Here is a 15,241-nt window from a genome sequence, read left to right as displayed (position 1 = left end):
GTTGATATGAGCCACGTTCGGGCCGACAGGTGCATGCAACGCCCTTCGAGATGATGCATATCAAACGATAGGACGTCCTGCCGGCCTAATCTCAAATCACAACGGGGGCATGGCGCTTCCGGATACTGACGGCCGAGACGGGCGTCCCACGAATTCAATCATCCTAACTGTTCAGGAGACTTACCATGCGCGCATCCGATGTCATGACCAGCAACGTTATATCCGTGACACCTGAAATGACCGTGCGAGAGGTCGCCAGAATTTTTGTCGACAACGGCATTAGTGGCGCGCCGGTCCTGGATCACGACGGCCATGTCGCCGGCATGATCAGCGAAGACGATCTGCTCCGCCGTGCCGAAATCGGCACCGACGAGCGCACGCGAACCTCGTGGCTCCATTTCTGGTCCGCGAGCGAGGAGGCACGGGATTACATCAAAACCCACGCGGCGAAAGTTCGCGATGTGATGACCACCGACGTCGTGACCGTTCAGCCCGAAACGCAACTCGGTGAAGTGGCCGGCATCCTCGAGACGCGGCGCATCAAACGTGTGCCCGTGACGAACGCGGGGCGGCTCGTGGGCATTGTGAGCCGGGCCAATCTCGTCCAGGCGCTGGCGAGCGTACCGGATGAACCGGCATCGGATGTGACACTCTCCGACGGCGAGATCCGCGCGATGTTGATGGGCGAACTCGCGGGTCGCAAGTGGAGCTTCGCCGGACGCAATATCGTCGTCACAGATGGAGTCGTGCATCTGTGGGGCATCTTCCATTCTTTGGAAGCCGTCGAGGCGGTTCGTGTGGCGGCGCAAACCATACCGGGTGTCAAGCGCGTGGAGGATCACACCGAGCCCTATCCGGTCATGCCGGGCATCTAGCGGACTCTCGCGGACAGCGGCCGAAAAGCCGCCGTTAAATCCGCGAGGCGGCTCTGCTCGCGTCAGCTTTCCTTAAGGTGAGGTCGTTAGTATCGGTTCGTTTGGGCGGTGTGTTTTCCGGCTGTCGATTTGAGAGTTTCTGGCCGCGCGCGTCGTCATTCCAATCAATTTCTGGGCGAATCGAGGAGCACGGATGGGTAGGGTCTATGAAACGCGGCTTCCCGCATATGATGCAGTAGCGCGGACGCTGCACTGGCTAACGGCCGTCCTGATCGCGATGCAGTTTGTGATTGGCTGGACGATGCCGGATGTCCACAAAGACACGCAGCCCGTCGGCCTGATAGCCTGGCATCTCGGCGTCGGCTCGGCACTCATCGCCGTCATGCTGGTCAGGCTTCTATGGCGATTGACCCACTGGCCAAGCCCGGAAGATTTGCCGCCGTTGCTCAACACGGTCTCGCGCATTACGCATTTTCTGCTCTATGCAGCCTTGCTGGTCGTGCCCCTGCTTGGCTGGATCAACGCATCGTCGCGCGGCTGGACGGTTCGCCTGCTGGGCCTCGTGCCGTACCCGGCGTTGAGCGAGCCGGGCTCGGCTTTCGGCCACGAGATGGGTGATGTGCACGGCATCCTCGCATGGGTGCTTTTCACGCTTATTGGTCTGCATGTGGTCGCGGCGTTATTCCATCGCTTCGTTCTGAAAGACCACGTGCTGCAACGGATGCTGCCCCAAGCAGGGCCGCCGCGCCATCCGGCAAACAAGTGAGAACAAGTTTCCGCGAACCCATCGACGGCTACGGCGAGGATATTGCCAGCATGGCGGAAGCGCTCCTGCGGCGCACCGGTATGCCAGTTCTCATTGTTCGGCGCGCGCATGACATCGAGGAGATCCCATCGGGCCTCTGAAGCGGGCGGCAATGCCGAAAAGAGAAGCACCCGGCAAGCGCGCGCTTTAAAACTACGCGAGGGGCTCTTTCCGCGTAATTCTGTGATTTCCACGAGTCCTGATGCGTCGGTTCAATGCGACATCGGCACAGGCACGGTCAACGACTGAAGCATGTTCTGCGTCTCGCCGCCGAGCAGCCGTTCCTGAACGTGCGTATGGCGCGTACGCGCCCATCGCAAGCAGACCGATATGCCGGTCGGCAAGCAGATATCTTGAGCCGGTGACGGTTTCCGCCGCGCCAAAAAAGTCACTTTCGTTTTCCTCCCCCTTCTAGCGGACGAACTGCACGTTCTACAGGCAACGGCGCAGTGGTGACGGGCAGGCTCGACGTTTGATATGGATCATGAGAATTCTCCGAACCGCACCTATGCTCTGGGCATGCACTGCGAATCCCGCAGGTGAATGCATGGCGGCTTGGTAGGGAGATCGAAATGTCCGAAGCAAAAGTGCTTGTCGTCTATTACTCGCGCACCGGCACCACGCGCTCGCTTGCGTCGGGGTTGGCGAAGATACTGGACGCCGATCTGGAGGAGATCTGCGACTTCAGCAATCGCGGAGGACCCGGCGGCTATCTGCGCTCGCTCGTGGATGCTGTCCGTAAGCGGCAAGTGGAGATCGTGCCGGCAGGATTGGACGTCTCGGCTTACGACCTGGTTGTCATCGGCTCGCCGGTGTGGGCGGGTTCGCTGGCGGCCCCGGTGCGTTCATACCTCATGGAGAATCGAGCGCGATTGCCTCAAGTGGCGTTCTTTTGCAGCTTCGGCGGGCGGGGCGCTGACAAAGCGATGCGTGAGATGCAGCAGATTGTGGGCAAGCCAGCCGTCGCCGAATGCAAGGTCACTGTGAAAGAGGCGCTTCATGGTGTACACGCTGCCCTTGCCGTGTTTGGCAGTGACCTCAAGCGGCACATCGCCAGATCGCGCAATCTCGAATGGGCATGCTGATTCGCCGGGGAGGAGCGGACATGCGAAATAGATTGATCCTCGGCTTGACGATTCCCGGGCTCGCGGCGTGCACCTCGAGGCACGCGTTGTCGCCTCCGCGATACGGAAATTCAGTTTGACGAAGCACGCTCCCATGCCTCGGTGCAATGTTCCGCGCGCAGATTGCGAGCCACGCCGACGAAACGGTGATCGAAACTGCCGAGCCACGCATGTCTGTCGCCGTCTATGTCTGGGCGACGCGGACGATCGACGAAAGAGGAGCCTCGACGCTCAGCCTCAAGAGTATGTGCCGGGGTATGTGTCGGGCAGATGGCCACCCCGGCCGGCCTACATTCACTCGTACAGCAGTTCTGTTCCGTCCAACGGAGGCATGACATGAAAGCGCTCGTGTATCACGGTCCCGGCAACAAATCGCTCGATGAACGGCCGATTCCCAAGCTCGCCGCACCCGGCGATGCGATCGTCAAGATGACTCGCACCACGATTTGCGGCACCGATCTGCATATCCTGAAAGGAGACGTGCCGACTTGCGAGCCTGGGCGCATTCTCGGGCATGAGGGCGTTGGCATCGTCCAGGAGGTCGGTGCGGCCGTTTCCGCGTTCAAGCCTGGCGATAGAGTGCTGATCTCGTGCATCTCTTCGTGCGGCAAATGCGACTACTGTCGGCGCGGGATCTATTCGCACTGCACGACAGGGGGCTGGATTCTGGGTAACAAGATCGACGGGACGCAGGCCGAATACGTGCGCATTCCCCACGCCGAGACCAGTCTGTACCCGATTCCGGCTGGCGCTGATGAGGAAGCGCTCGTCATGCTCTCGGACATCTTGCCCACAGGCTTCGAATGCGGCGTGCTGAACGGCAAGGTGCAGCCGGGTTGCACAGTGGCGATTGTCGGCGCGGGCCCGATCGGTCTAGCCGCGCTCCTGACCGCGCAGTTCTATTCGCCGGCGCAGATCGTGATGATCGACCGTGACCGCAACCGTCTCGGCGTCGCTAGCCGCTTCGGCGCCACGGCCTGCATCGACATCGGCAGCGCCGATCCGGTGGCCGCCGTGATGCAACTGACGGACCAGATAGGTGTTGATTGCGCGATCGAGGCCGTAGGCGTGCCCGCGACGTTCGAATTGTGCGAGGCACTGATCGCGCCCGGCGGCGTCATCGCGAATGTCGGCGTGCATGGGATCAAGGCCGATCTGCACCTGGAAAAACTGTGGGACCGCAACATCTCGATCACGACGCGTCTGGTCGACACCGTCAGCACGCCGATGTTGCTCAAAACTGTTCGCGCGAAGCGCATCGATCCCGCGCAGCTCATTACCCACCGCTTCCAGCTAGAGGACGTGGCCAATGCCTATGACACCTTTGGCCGTGCGGCTGAAACGCATGCGCTCAAAGTCATTATCGAGGTGTCTTAGGTATTTTATGAGACCCGGTCCCCATGACGTTCATGGCTGGTTCGAGGAGTAACGCCATGAGCAACTCGACTCATAACGGCACAAAGGTTGCGTCAATGGCCGGCTCCAGACCGCAGGCGCCGCGCACTGCAGACCGGCCACTCGACGCAACGCGCGCCGTCTGCATGAGCCTTTACAACGCTGCGTCCACTCCCATCGCCTGAACCGGCTCGCGCTGATAGCCCGTGGTCGCGAGCAGCAGGCGGCGCGTGTACTCATGTTCGACCTGTTGTGCACGAATGGACGCGATATCGCACTGCTCGACGATCTCGCCATTACGCATGACCGCGACGCGCGAGCAGAGAAAGCCGACCACCGCCAGGTTGTGGCTCACGAGGATCATCGTCAGGTTGCGTTCGCGATGAAGCCGCCGCAGCAGGTTGAGAATCTCGGCCTGCACGGACACATCGAGCGCGGACGTCGGCTCATCGAGCAGCAGCACGCGCGGTTCGACAATCAGTGCCCGTGCGATCGAGACGCGCTGCCGCTGGCCCCCCGACAACTGATGCGGATAGCGGAAGCGATACGCCGGACCCAAGCCGACTTCGTTTAGCGCGTCGACAATACGTTCGTCCTGGCGGTCGATGCCGTTGATGGTCAGCGGTTCGCGCAAGGTCTGATCGACTGTGAAACGCGGATGCAGTGCGCCGTACGGATCCTGAAAGACCATCTGCACGTCGCGTCGAAACGAGCGGTTGATCTTTACTCCGGGCGCATGCGAGCCGATCGTCATACTGCCGCCGGCAACGGGCGCGAGGCCGGTCAGCGCGCGCAGGATTGTCGACTTGCCGGATCCGGATTCGCCGACCAGCCCGAAAACTTCTCCTTCGCCGACGTGAAAGCTCGCCTCGCGCACTGCGTCGAAGTAACCGGTCTTCGTCTTGAAGCGGACCGTCAGGGCGTCGACGTCGATCATACTGATGCTCCTGTCGATTGCGTGAGCCACGCTGTGTCTCGCTTCAGCACGGGCAGTTCATCGGGCGGGTTGACGAGCGGGGGATTCGCCGCGAGCAGGCCGCGCGTATATGGATGCTGGGCGTGGATGAGATCGCGGGCCGCACAGGTTTCCACCACTCGCCCCGCGTACATCACGACGACGCGGTCGCAGAACGACATCACGAGCGGCAGGTCGTGGCTGATGAAAATGAGGCCCGTGTCGTGCTTTTCGATCATTTCGTCGAGAATCGCGAGCACCTGCATCGAGACGAGCACGTCGAGCGCGCTGGTCGGCTCGTCGGCGACCAGGAGCCGCGGGCCGGACGACACCATCATGGCGATCATCACGCGTTGTCCCATGCCGCCCGACAACTCGTGCGGGTACGCATCGGCGACACGCTCCGGATTGCGGATGTGCACCGCTGCCAGCGCCGCGACGATCTTCTCGCGCATCTCGCGGCGGCCGAGCTTCGGGCCTTGCAGATCGAACGCTTCGCGCATCTGCTGCGCGACGGTCATCACCGGGTTCAGCGAGTATTTCGGATCCTGCAGGATCATGCCCATCTGCCGGCCGCACAGTTGCCGGCGCTTGCTTGCAGACATCGCCAGCAGATCCTGACCATCGAACTTCATCGCCTTCGCATGGCATTGCGCGGCGGGCGGCAGCAGGCCGAGCAGCGCGCGCCCGGACAGCGATTTGCCCGAACCGGATTCGCCGACGATGCCAAGCCGCTCGCCGCGATGGAGCGTCAGCGACAGGCCGCGCACGGCTTCCGTCAATTCGCCGTCGTGGCCGCGAAAGCCGATTCGCAGGTCGTCGATTTCGCACAGGGGTTCGGTCATATCGGCCGGCATGTCAGCTTCCATGGCGAGGATCGAAGACGTCGCGCAGACCGTCGCCGAGCAGGTTGAAGGCGAGGCTCACCAGCAGAATGGCGAAGCCCGGAATGGTGGCCACCCACCACGAATCGAGCAGCACGTTGCGCCCCGACGCGACCATGTAACCCCATTCGGGGCTCGGCGGTTGTGCGCCGAGGCCGAGGAACCCGAGACCCGCGACGGTGAGAATGATGCCGGCCATGTCGAGCGTCGCGCGCACGATCACCGACGACGAGCACAGCGGCACGATATAGCGCAACAGGATGCGCAGTTGCGACGCGCCCTGCAACCGCGCGACGTGAATGAAATCGGCTTGCACGAGCCGCAGGGTCTCAGCCCGCGCGAGACGCGCATAGGCCGGCCACGCCGTAATCGAAATCGCGATCACGGCGTTCATGACACCCGGTCCCAGCGCGGCCGCGAACGCCAGCGCAAGCACGATCTTCGGAAACGCAAGGGCCACGTCGGTGATGCGCATCAGCGCGTTATCGACCCAGCCGCCAAAGAAGCCGGCCGTGGTGCCGATCAGGAGGCCGACCGGAACCACGATCACCACCACGAGAATCGCGATCGACAGCGTGAGCCGCGAGCCGAAGATAAGCCGCGAGAGGATGTCGCGGCCAAGCTGGTCGGTGCCGAACCAGTGCGACGGCGAACCCGGCGGCAGAAGGCGGTCGGAGAGGACTTGCTGCAACGGATCGTGCGGCGCGATCAGCGGTCCGATTGCCGCGACGACGATCAGCAAGGCGAGAATCACAAAGCCGAACACAGACAGCGGGTTGCCCGCGAAGCGTCGCCAGCGCCGATAAGCGAGTCCGAGCGCGGCCTGTTTGCGTGACGCGGGCGTGTCGCTTAGCAGCCAGTCTTTCCATCGTCGGGGCGTGGCATTCATCGGCCAGTCCTGCGTTTGCGTTGATCGATCCAATGGGGGAAGCACGGAAGAAACCTCCGGAGCATCAGCGGGCGCGCGGATCGAACACGCGATAGAGCGCGTCCGTCAGCAGATTGAGCGCGATGAACGTGACGCCGATCACGAGCGTGCTGCCAAGCACGGCGTTCATATCGGCATTCAGCAGCGCGCCCGTCAGGTACGAGCCGATACCGGGCCAGGCGAAGACGATTTCCGTCAGCACCGAACCCTCGAGCAGATAGCTGTACGTGAGCGCGATGATGGTCAGAAGCGGCACGGCGATATTGCCGAAGGCGTGACGCCAGATCACCCGGCGCTCGGGTAAGCCCTTTGCGCGCGCCGTGGTGATGTACTCCTGGCTCAGCTGCTCGAGCATGAACGAACGCGTCATCCGGCTCAGATAAGCGACCGAGTAGTAGCCAAGAATGGCCGCGGGCAGCGCGATATGGGAGAACGCATTGAAAAACACGTCCCATTCGCCCGCGATGAGTGAATCGACCAGCAGGCTGCCCGTATGCGTATCGACCATACCGTCGAATACGGGATCGACGCGCCCCGGACCGGCCACCCAGTGCAGCTTCGCATAGAACAACAGCAGTCCCATTAGTCCAAGCCAGAACACCGGCACGGAGCTGCCGACGAGACCGACAAAGCGCGCAACATGATCGATCCAGCGGTTGTGGCGCACGGCGGCGATCACGCCCAGCGGCACTCCTATCAGCACACCGATGATGGTCGAGAGGGTCGCGAGTTCGAGCGTCGCGGGGAACACGCGCTGGATGTCTTCGACGACAGGGTGCGCGGTCAGCAGCGACATGCCGAAGTTGCCATGCAGCACATCGCGCGCGTAGATCAGGAATTGCACGGTGAGCGGCCTGTCGAGCCCGAGTTGCAGGCGTGCCGCCGCGTAGGCCGCCGCCGAGGCGCGATCGCCGAGAATCGCCAGTACCGGGTCGATCGGTATCTTGCGGCCGATCACGAACGTGATTGCCAGCAAGCCGGTGAAGGTAATCACGAGCGTGAAGATCCAGCGCACGAGGCGCAAGGTCCAGCGCACGCCGGCGCTTTCAGCCGAAAGCGCGCGCATGCGCTCGAAAGTCGTGAGAGGAGTCGACATGATGGGTTCCCCGGTCGAAGGCGAAGCCAGAACAGTTTCGCCTTCGCCCCATACGTTACTGCTTCTTCAGGTCGCGATACGACACGAGGTCGTTGATCGGACCCACTTCGAGCCCCGTCACGCCCGGCCGCGCGGCGACCTGCGAGACCTGTTGGAACATGATCACGAAAGGAGAGTTCGCAAGCACCTGCTTCTGCATCGTCTGGTACAGCTCGGCGCGCCTCGTGGTCGACGATTCGGCGAGCGCCGCGTTGGTTTCCTTCGTCAGATCAGGAATATTCCATGAGTTGCGCCACGCGAGCATCTTGTAGGCCGACTTGTCGGAGTTGTCCGGATTCCAGGTGAAGCCCTGCGCATTGCTGTGCGGGTCGATGTAGTCCGCCGACCACTCGCCGATATAGATGTCGTGCGAGCGCGAGCGGTACTTCGCGAGCGTCTGTTTGTTGTCGCCCGGGATGATCTGAACCTTGATGCCGGCCTGGGCGAGATTGGCCTGCACGGCCTCGGCGATTTCGCCGTACGGGTAGCCGTTGCGCACATCCATCGTCACGGAGAAGCCATTTGGAAGCCCGGCTTTTGCGAGCAGCGCCTTGGCCTTCGCGACGTTCTGCTGGTAGGGATTCGAGTTCAGCACGCCGAGAAAGCCTTCCGGGAGGAATGTTTCGTGCACCTTGTAGGTGGTCTTCGCGACATTGCTCTGGATGCCGTTATAGTCGATCAGCCACTTCATCGCTTCCTGGACTTCCGGTTTTGCCAAATTCGGATTCTTGACGTTGAGGCCGAGGTACAGAAGCGTCGCCTGCGGCACGGCGCTCACATGCGCCTTGCCGGACTTTGTCAGTGCGGCGAGGTCGTCCGGGCTCAGATTGCGCGCCACATCGACGTCGCCGTTCTCGAGCAGCAGGCGCTGGCTCGATGCTTCCGGCACGTGACGCAACACAATGCGCTTCATCGCGAGCGGTAAGCGATAACCGTCGAAGCGCTGCAGCACGATGCTGTCGTTGGCCGTCCACTTGACGAGCTTGTAGGCGCCGGAGCCCGCCTCGTTCGTGCGCAGCCAGTCGTTGCCGAAGTCATTGCCTTTCTGGTGCGAGAGCAGCAACTGCTTGTCCACCACCGATGCAGGCCACGCGCCAAGCACGTTCAGGACAAACGTCGGAGCGTATTTCTGGTCGGTCGTCACACTGACGGTTGTGTCGTCGATCTTTTTCACGTTGCTGAGCGCGTTGTCCCTGGTCAGGCCGATGCCTTGCAGCACCGCGGCCGCGCCTTTGTCGAGCAGGACCGTGCGCTGGATCGACCAGGCGACGTCGTCGGCGGTCAACGGATTTCCCGAGTGGAACTTGAGACCCGGGCGAATCTTGAACGTGAAGGTCAGACCGTCGGGGCTGACGGTCCATGATTGTGCGACATCGCCGTTGAACTTCGACGGGTCTTTCAGATCGACTCGCACCAGCCGGTCATAGGTATTGGCCACATATTCTTCTGGCACCAGTTCGTAGACTTCGCCGGGATCGAGCGTGGTGAATTCGTCGAGGAACGTCGCCATGACGAACATGTCTTTCGGCGTTGCCGCCGCAGCGGAGCTCGCCGCCGTGAACGACAGGGTCAAGGCGGAGGCGATCGCTGCCGCCGCCAGTGCATTGCGCAATACCAGTTTCATACTCGCTCCATAAGGAATGGGGTAGAGCCTGTCGGGGGAACAATGGATGCGAAAATCGAAAGCCACTACATGAGACGTAACGGGCCGCTTTCGCTGTTGTCGATCACAGGCAGCGCACGGGAGCCCGGCAGTTCGTAATGCCACCATTCGTTCTTGATGTGCGCGAAGCCTGCAGCGTGCATGATGCCGAGCAGTAACAGGCGGTTGCGCTGCACGTGCTCGGGTAGGCCCGGATGGAAGTGCTCGGATTCGATCGTCATGGCGTCGAAGCCCGTGCCCATGTCCAGTTCGTTGCCACTGGCATCGAGCAGCGTGAGGTCGATCGCCGTGCCGCGGCTATGGTTCGAACCACGGCCAAGCTCAGCGACGTAGGTGGGATCCGGCAGGAAATCCCACAGCACCTGCTGCGCCTGGGGCGGACGGTAGGCGTCGAAAATCCGCAGCGTCAGGCCGGCCTCGCGGGCAACCGTGACTGCCTTGCGCAAAGCGGCTTCGGCTGGTTCGAGCAGCAGGCAGTGCGCCTCCTTGTAGATGGGCTTGCCGGTCAGGTTGCGCTCGGTGGCATAGACGAGGTCGATGTCGACGCCGTGCCCGGCGCGCGTGATTTCGATAAGTCGCGATTCTGTCATGGAGGGCGCGGTGGAATATTGAATGAGAGAGGGTTCAGAGATCGAACTGGTTAGATCCGCCTTGCGGTTCGCGATTATGTGTGACGCGTTTGTCGATGGCAGACGTATTCGAGGTATCTATGAAACGCGTAGCCGATGCCGCGCGTCGGCTGAATGCCGAGGATACACTGAGCCGGCGTTGCAAATGCGCTCTGCGATGTGCGCGAACATCGCAGATTGCGTTGGCTGGTAGACGTGCTGAACCGGGTCGCACGGGCGGGCTTGGTTAGTTGCATGTCATTTAACGGAGTGATGACATATATCTAACAAGACCAATAACTTCAGCGCGAGTATAAAAAATCAATTGAGGACGATTCTTTAATAGTCTCGGCAGAAGTGATCGGGCGGGTTCGTGCAATTGTGCTTCTACGGTGCTGACCGTTCGGGGGCGTAAATATGCGCCGCGAAGAATGTGTTGGTCTGACGCCGCGCCGCCGGCCATCAGCGCGCCGACGTGCGCGAGCACGATAGATTTGCCGCCGATCGCTGACGCTCAGAACTTACGACGGATTCCCGTGACGGCAATGAACTGCGTGCCGCTACTGGACGGGCCTGATGCCCCCTCGATCTGCGCGACCGCGTTCGTGGCGCGCCGGTACAGCAAGTCGATAGACACGTCGGTCGATTTCGACAGGAAGTACTGAAGCCCGAGACTGGCATAGCATCCCTCGAATCCGATCCGATCAGCGGAACCTGCCATGCATTTGCCGCTTGCCTCGCCGAAGCACTGGACAATCTCCATGCGCTGCGCGAGGCTGTTTAGCCTCTACCATGTATCGCCGTCCGACATTTTTCGCGGCCCCCTGTCCGTCGGCATGCGGCGCGCGCGTCATTGTGATGGCGGCCCGATGTAATTCACCCGCCTCAACCTCATGACGGAGGCTCACATGCAATACCTGTTGATGATCTATTCGGAAGAAAACGGCTGGAACCAGATGAGCGCCAGCGAGCGGCAGCAGGGCGTCGCCGCGTATCAGGCGTACACCGAATCGTTGAAAAAAGCGGACGTGCTGGTCGGCGCCAACCGGCTGCAGCACACGAACACGGCGACCACGGTGCGGCTCGTCGATGGCAAGCCGCAAGTGCTCGACGGACCGTTTTCGGATTCGAAGGAGCAGCTTGCCGGCTACTACCTGATCGACGTGCCCAACCTGGACGCGGCGATCGCGTGGGCGTCGCGTTGCCCCGGCGCGGCGCACGGCCTGATGGAAGTGCGCCCGGTCTGGACTGCCCCGTACGAAGCACCTTCTGTTGTATGAGCCGGTATGGCTGCGGCAGTGAACGCTGACGGCGCCGCGCGTTCGATTGCGGAGGCGGTCGCTCGCCGCAGTTACGGCAAGCTCGTCGCGCTGCTGGCAATGCGCACGCGCGACGTTGCCGCAGCCGAGGACGCGCTGGCCGACGCGTTTGCGTCCGCGCTCGCCGACTGGCCGGAGCGTGGCTGCCCCGCGAACCCCGAAGCGTGGCTGATGACGGTCGCGCGGCGCCGGGCGATCGACGGCGCGCGGCATCGCCGCGTCGGCGACGAAGTGACGAACCAGCTCACGATCCTCGCCGACGAGATCGACGAGCGCGAAGCAGGCGCATTGCCCGACCGGCGGCTTGCGCTGCTGTTCGCGTGCACGCACCCCGCGCTCGAAGCCGCGATCCGCACGCCGCTGATGCTGCAAGTCGTGCTGGGGCTCGAAGCGAAGACGATTGCCTCCGCGTTCCTGATGTCGCCCACCGCGATGAGCAAACGCCTCGTGCGGGCGAAGAACAAGATCCGCGCGGCGGGCATTCCGTTTAGCGTGCCCGAGCGCGAAGAGTTGCCGGGCCGCCTCGCCGCGGTGCTGGAAGCGGTCTATGCGGCGTATGCGGAAGGGTGGACCGACCCGCTCGGCCGCGATACTGAGAGGCGCGATCTCACCGGCGAGGCGCTGTTTCTTGCACACCTGCTCGTCGAACTGCTGCCCGAGGAGCCGGAGACGCTGGGTTTGCTCGCACTAATGCTCTATGCGCAGGCGCGTTGCGACTCGCGACGCGATGCGGCCGGCGACTATGTGCCGCTGTCGGCCCAGAATCCGGCGACATGGAACGCGTCGATGCTCGACGCCGCCGACGCATTGCTGCGGCGCGCGAGCGCATTCAATGCAATCGGACGCTTTCAACTGGAGGCCGCGCTGCAGTCGGCGCATGTGCACCGTTGCCGCACGCATCGCTCGAACTGGGACGAGATCGTGCGACTCTACGATGCCCTGTTCGCGATTGCAGCGTCACCGGTGGTCGCGGTGAACCGCGCGCTCGCGCTGGCGGAACGCGACGGCCCGCAGGCGGCGCTCGGTGCGCTTGAGCCGTATGCAAACGATCCGCGGCTGGCCGACTACCAGCCGTACTGGGCCGCGCGCGCCGATCTGCTCGCGCGCGCCGGGGCAACGGCTGAAGCGCTCGGCGCGTACGATCTTGCGATTGGACTTGAGCGGGATCCTTCCGTGCGTCGATTTCTGCAGCGCAAGCGCATCGAGCTGTCATCGGCGAGAGGCTAGATTGGCATCTCGTGGTTGCGGCGCGAGGTTGCAAGGCGCGCGTGATCGCGCCGAAACTCCCGCTCGCGATCAACGCATGGATGGCGTGCCGCGCAGTCCGACACCCGTCGAGGCAGACCGAGCCTCGTCCCTTTGCTGGAAGCCGAGACCGCGGCTTCTCGCTCAACGCTGCTGCGGCACGGCCAACAGCGGATTGACGACCTTGGGCGCCGCCGCCTTCTGATGCAGATCCTTGATGAACGCCTCGCTCAGCGCAATGACTTTTGCCGACGCTCGCGGATCGAAAAGCGCATGGTCGAGCTCATCGAAGACGACGGCCTTCACATGCGAGAAGCGCGACAGCTTCTTCCCGCGCTTGCCGAAATGCGCATTGAGCTGATCCATTCCTTCGTCGCTAGAACCGTAGACGAAGAGAGTCCGCACGCCCTTGCGTTCGAGCGCGTGAACGACGCCGTGCGGGTGCGTCAACGTATCGGCTTCGGCCGCGCCGGTACGGTTGGCGGCTGCGTCCAGCCGATGCGAATGCAGGCGCGCGAGCAGAATTGACCCGACGGCTTGCGCGATCGGCAGGAACTTGCGCTTTCCGCTCAGGACGAGCCACCATTTGGACGGCTTGAATATCGCGGGCCCGACGCGCTTCAGCGAGTTACGCTGCAACTCCTCCAGCTCCGCCATCGACATGTGCGGGGGTATGTAAAAACGCACGATGTTGACCGCGATGACGGCGGTGAGAGCCGGCTCCACGAGCGCCGCGCGCAAGGCGCTGTAGGCGCCCGAGCAGATCCCGAACGAGATGACCGTTTGATAGCCCTTGCGCTTGAGCCAGGCGGCGGCCGTCGCGACATCCTCGATGGTCGTGGACGCATGGATCTTCGGGACCAGGTCGAGTGGCCCTTGTGGCGTACGCGGAGGACTGTCGCCGATGCCGCGCGCGTCGATGCGCATCGATGGGATGCCGCGCCGAGCCATTTCCCGCGCGATTCGCACCGATAGCCGGCTGTCGCCATGGTGCACGCTGCCGGCGGTATTGGTGATCAGCATGACGGGCCCGTACGCGACCCTGCCGCGCGGTTCGCACAGCATGCCGAACAGGCCGTTGGCGCCGAAGATGACCGGCCGCTCGCGGGCTTCGGGCGTCTCGATGATCGCTTCGTCGTCGAGGGATACGCTCGGGCGCGCGCCTCTGTTCATCGAGTTGTGGACGCGCATTCCCGGGGCGCCGTCCACGATCCACTTCACGACCTCTCCGAATGCGCGAGCCGGCACAGTCGAGGACTTCGTCTCGTCCATATATTCGAGGTAGCCGTCCAGCAGGCCCGTTTCGACCGCGACGCCGCGTCCGCGTAGCGTCGAACACAGCGCGGCGCTTGCGCGAGCGCGTGCATCGAGCACGAGAGCACGCGTGAGAACCGGCGCGTGTTGGTCCATCGCTTTCGAGAGATCGAGCGCGTCCAGTTCACCGCAAAGCCGGTCGCTGTAGATCTGTCCCAGCACGTTGAACGGCTTGTCGCGCTGCGCGGCGCGCAAAGACGGGGCGAGATTGTCGAGCCAGACCTTGCGCACCGCGGCCAGTTCGCGCAGGTAGGTACGCCCGCGCGTGACGGGCGCGAGCAGCACGAGCGAGTCGGCCGCGCATGCACGCGATGCCAGCGCTGCGAGCGCCCCGCCGAGACGCAAGCCGCAGAGCGTCACGCTGGTCACGCCGGTCAGTGCCTTGAGGCGCTTGACGGCCGCGACGATATCGGACACGAAGGCTTCGAGATGATGGGCATTGCCGTCCACGCCTGCGGAGTCTCCCGTTGCCAGATAGTCGAAGCGCAGCGCCGGAATACCGTACGCCGACAGCTCTTCGGCGAGGTAACGGATGCCCTTGTGGCACCACGGCTCTTCATGGCCAAACGGGCTGCAGAGCACCACGCCATGCGTACCTTCTCCAGGATGAAGCCATCCAAAGCGTCCACCGAATGCGATCGGTTTCATGGCTTGCCTCGAGCGGTCTGGTTATTGTCGCCGACTGGGGCGGGGTCGCAAAAAGCGGACGTTGCAACGTCTTTTGCAACTGCACCCCGCAATGTTCTTGTCTCGTAGTGCATCAGTGTGGGCCTCTTTTTGTATTGAGCGTTTTGGTCGATTGGATCGCTCTTTAGAGGCCGGCTCGGTGCGCTAAACAACATTGCACGAAGCAGAGAATGAATTTAACCTGGACGACGTTTGCCTTTTAACAAACGTTCAATGATTGCGCATATATTTTTTGAAAAAGTCGATTAAGGATTTACCCGTAGTTGTTGTGCGTTTTAACTTAATTTCACGCGAACTGTGCGAA

The 15,241-nt window shown here is 62.5% G+C and carries 14 protein-coding genes; 6 read left to right on the top strand and 8 right to left on the bottom strand.

Annotation, left to right across the window (positions count from 1 at the left end; genetic code table 11):
• The first annotated feature begins 185 nt into the window (after positions 1-185).
• The 4 genes from B0G75_RS27150 (at position 186) to B0G75_RS27130 (ending at position 4,181) form a co-directional block, all read left to right on the top strand.
• A complete protein-coding gene (locus B0G75_RS27150) occupies positions 186-875 on the top strand; it encodes a CBS domain-containing protein (RefSeq protein WP_106312968.1) in 690 nt (229 codons plus the stop codon).
• Positions 876-1,068: 193 nt separating this feature from the next.
• Positions 1,069-1,641, top strand: a complete 573-nt coding sequence (locus B0G75_RS27145; protein ID WP_106312965.1) for a cytochrome b — start codon at positions 1,069-1,071, stop codon at positions 1,639-1,641.
• Between the two features lie 611 nt (positions 1,642-2,252).
• Positions 2,253-2,765, top strand: a complete 513-nt coding sequence (locus B0G75_RS27135; protein WP_106312962.1) for a flavodoxin — start codon at positions 2,253-2,255, stop codon at positions 2,763-2,765.
• Positions 2,766-3,140: 375 nt separating this feature from the next.
• The gene (locus B0G75_RS27130) at positions 3,141-4,181 is read left to right on the top strand and encodes a zinc-dependent alcohol dehydrogenase family protein (RefSeq protein ID WP_106312959.1); all 1,041 of its coding nucleotides are present in this window, start codon (positions 3,141-3,143) and stop codon (positions 4,179-4,181) included.
• Between the two features lie 172 nt (positions 4,182-4,353).
• On the opposite strand, the gene B0G75_RS27125 is transcribed toward B0G75_RS27130, so the two are convergent.
• The 7 genes from B0G75_RS27125 to B0G75_RS40815 all read right to left on the bottom strand — a co-directional run bounded on the left by B0G75_RS27125 (position 4,354) and on the right by B0G75_RS40815 (position 11,135).
• A complete protein-coding gene (locus tag B0G75_RS27125; RefSeq protein WP_106312956.1) occupies positions 4,354-5,136 on the bottom strand; it encodes an ABC transporter ATP-binding protein in 783 nt (260 codons plus the stop codon).
• On the bottom strand, positions 5,133-6,011 hold the full coding sequence (locus B0G75_RS27120; RefSeq protein WP_106312953.1) for an ABC transporter ATP-binding protein: 879 nt from the start codon (positions 6,009-6,011) through the stop codon (positions 5,133-5,135). The genes B0G75_RS27125 and B0G75_RS27120 overlap by 4 nt, the downstream gene beginning before the upstream one ends.
• Before the next feature lies 1 nt (position 6,012).
• Positions 6,013-6,927 (bottom strand): nickel transporter permease, encoded by a 915-nt coding sequence (gene nikC, locus B0G75_RS27115; protein ID WP_106312950.1) that lies wholly within the window; start codon positions 6,925-6,927, stop codon positions 6,013-6,015.
• A 64-nt stretch (positions 6,928-6,991) separates the two neighbouring features.
• Entirely contained in the window at positions 6,992-8,062 is a 1,071-nt protein-coding gene (locus B0G75_RS27110; protein ID WP_106312947.1) for an ABC transporter permease, read from the bottom strand.
• A 55-nt stretch (positions 8,063-8,117) separates the two neighbouring features.
• Positions 8,118-9,725 (bottom strand): ABC transporter substrate-binding protein, encoded by a 1,608-nt coding sequence (locus B0G75_RS27105; protein ID WP_106312945.1) that lies wholly within the window; start codon positions 9,723-9,725, stop codon positions 8,118-8,120.
• Positions 9,726-9,790: 65 nt separating this feature from the next.
• Complete coding sequence (gene ddpX, locus B0G75_RS27100; RefSeq protein ID WP_106312942.1) at positions 9,791-10,354, bottom strand: D-alanyl-D-alanine dipeptidase; 564 nt, start codon at positions 10,352-10,354, stop codon at positions 9,791-9,793.
• A 532-nt stretch (positions 10,355-10,886) separates the two neighbouring features.
• Positions 10,887-11,135: a hypothetical protein gene (locus B0G75_RS40815; RefSeq protein ID WP_181309355.1), complete on the bottom strand. Its 249-nt coding sequence runs from the start codon at positions 11,133-11,135 to the stop codon at positions 10,887-10,889.
• Positions 11,136-11,280: 145 nt separating this feature from the next.
• On the opposite strand from B0G75_RS40815, the gene B0G75_RS27085 reads away from it, so the two are divergent.
• Together B0G75_RS27085 and B0G75_RS27080 are read left to right on the top strand one after the other, a co-directional pair.
• A complete protein-coding gene (locus B0G75_RS27085) occupies positions 11,281-11,652 on the top strand; it encodes a YciI family protein (protein ID WP_106312939.1) in 372 nt (123 codons plus the stop codon).
• A 6-nt stretch (positions 11,653-11,658) separates the two neighbouring features.
• On the top strand, positions 11,659-12,918 hold the full coding sequence (locus B0G75_RS27080; protein ID WP_106312936.1) for an RNA polymerase sigma factor: 1,260 nt from the start codon (positions 11,659-11,661) through the stop codon (positions 12,916-12,918).
• 162 nt (positions 12,919-13,080) lie between these two features.
• Here the strand turns inward: B0G75_RS27080 and B0G75_RS27075 are convergent, their stop codons facing one another.
• The gene (locus tag B0G75_RS27075) at positions 13,081-14,898 is read right to left on the bottom strand and encodes a serine aminopeptidase domain-containing protein (RefSeq protein ID WP_106312934.1); all 1,818 of its coding nucleotides are present in this window, start codon (positions 14,896-14,898) and stop codon (positions 13,081-13,083) included.
• Positions 14,899-15,241: the final 343 nt, after the last annotated feature.

The sequence above is a fragment of the Paraburkholderia sp. BL18I3N2 genome (genome assembly GCF_003001875.1).
Taxonomy (GTDB): domain Bacteria; phylum Pseudomonadota; class Gammaproteobacteria; order Burkholderiales; family Burkholderiaceae; genus Paraburkholderia; species Paraburkholderia phytofirmans.
This window is presented reverse-complemented; position numbering and strand designations above follow the sequence as displayed.

What these genes read in the sequence shown, in the direction of transcription:
- nikC (WP_106312950.1), bottom strand. Translation starts at nt 6,927, where the DNA reads ATGAATGCCACGCCCCGACGATGGAAAGACTGGCTGCTAAGCGACACG.
- B0G75_RS40815 (WP_181309355.1), bottom strand. Translation starts at nt 11,135, where the DNA reads ATGGAGATTGTCCAGTGCTTCGGCGAGGCAAGCGGCAAATGCATGGCA.
- B0G75_RS27075 (WP_106312934.1), bottom strand. Translation starts at nt 14,898, where the DNA reads ATGAAACCGATCGCATTCGGTGGACGCTTTGGATGGCTTCATCCTGGA.
- B0G75_RS27110 (WP_106312947.1), bottom strand. Translation starts at nt 8,062, where the DNA reads ATGTCGACTCCTCTCACGACTTTCGAGCGCATGCGCGCGCTTTCGGCT.
- B0G75_RS27135 (WP_106312962.1), top strand. Translation starts at nt 2,253, where the DNA reads ATGTCCGAAGCAAAAGTGCTTGTCGTCTATTACTCGCGCACCGGCACC.
- ddpX (WP_106312942.1), bottom strand. Translation starts at nt 10,354, where the DNA reads ATGACAGAATCGCGACTTATCGAAATCACGCGCGCCGGGCACGGCGTC.
- B0G75_RS27145 (WP_106312965.1), top strand. Translation starts at nt 1,069, where the DNA reads ATGGGTAGGGTCTATGAAACGCGGCTTCCCGCATATGATGCAGTAGCG.
- B0G75_RS27150 (WP_106312968.1), top strand. Translation starts at nt 186, where the DNA reads ATGCGCGCATCCGATGTCATGACCAGCAACGTTATATCCGTGACACCT.
- B0G75_RS27130 (WP_106312959.1), top strand. Translation starts at nt 3,141, where the DNA reads ATGAAAGCGCTCGTGTATCACGGTCCCGGCAACAAATCGCTCGATGAA.
- B0G75_RS27125 (WP_106312956.1), bottom strand. Translation starts at nt 5,136, where the DNA reads ATGATCGACGTCGACGCCCTGACGGTCCGCTTCAAGACGAAGACCGGT.
- B0G75_RS27080 (WP_106312936.1), top strand. Translation starts at nt 11,659, where the DNA reads ATGGCTGCGGCAGTGAACGCTGACGGCGCCGCGCGTTCGATTGCGGAG.
- B0G75_RS27105 (WP_106312945.1), bottom strand. Translation starts at nt 9,725, where the DNA reads ATGAAACTGGTATTGCGCAATGCACTGGCGGCGGCAGCGATCGCCTCC.
- B0G75_RS27085 (WP_106312939.1), top strand. Translation starts at nt 11,281, where the DNA reads ATGCAATACCTGTTGATGATCTATTCGGAAGAAAACGGCTGGAACCAG.
- B0G75_RS27120 (WP_106312953.1), bottom strand. Translation starts at nt 6,011, where the DNA reads ATGCCGGCCGATATGACCGAACCCCTGTGCGAAATCGACGACCTGCGA.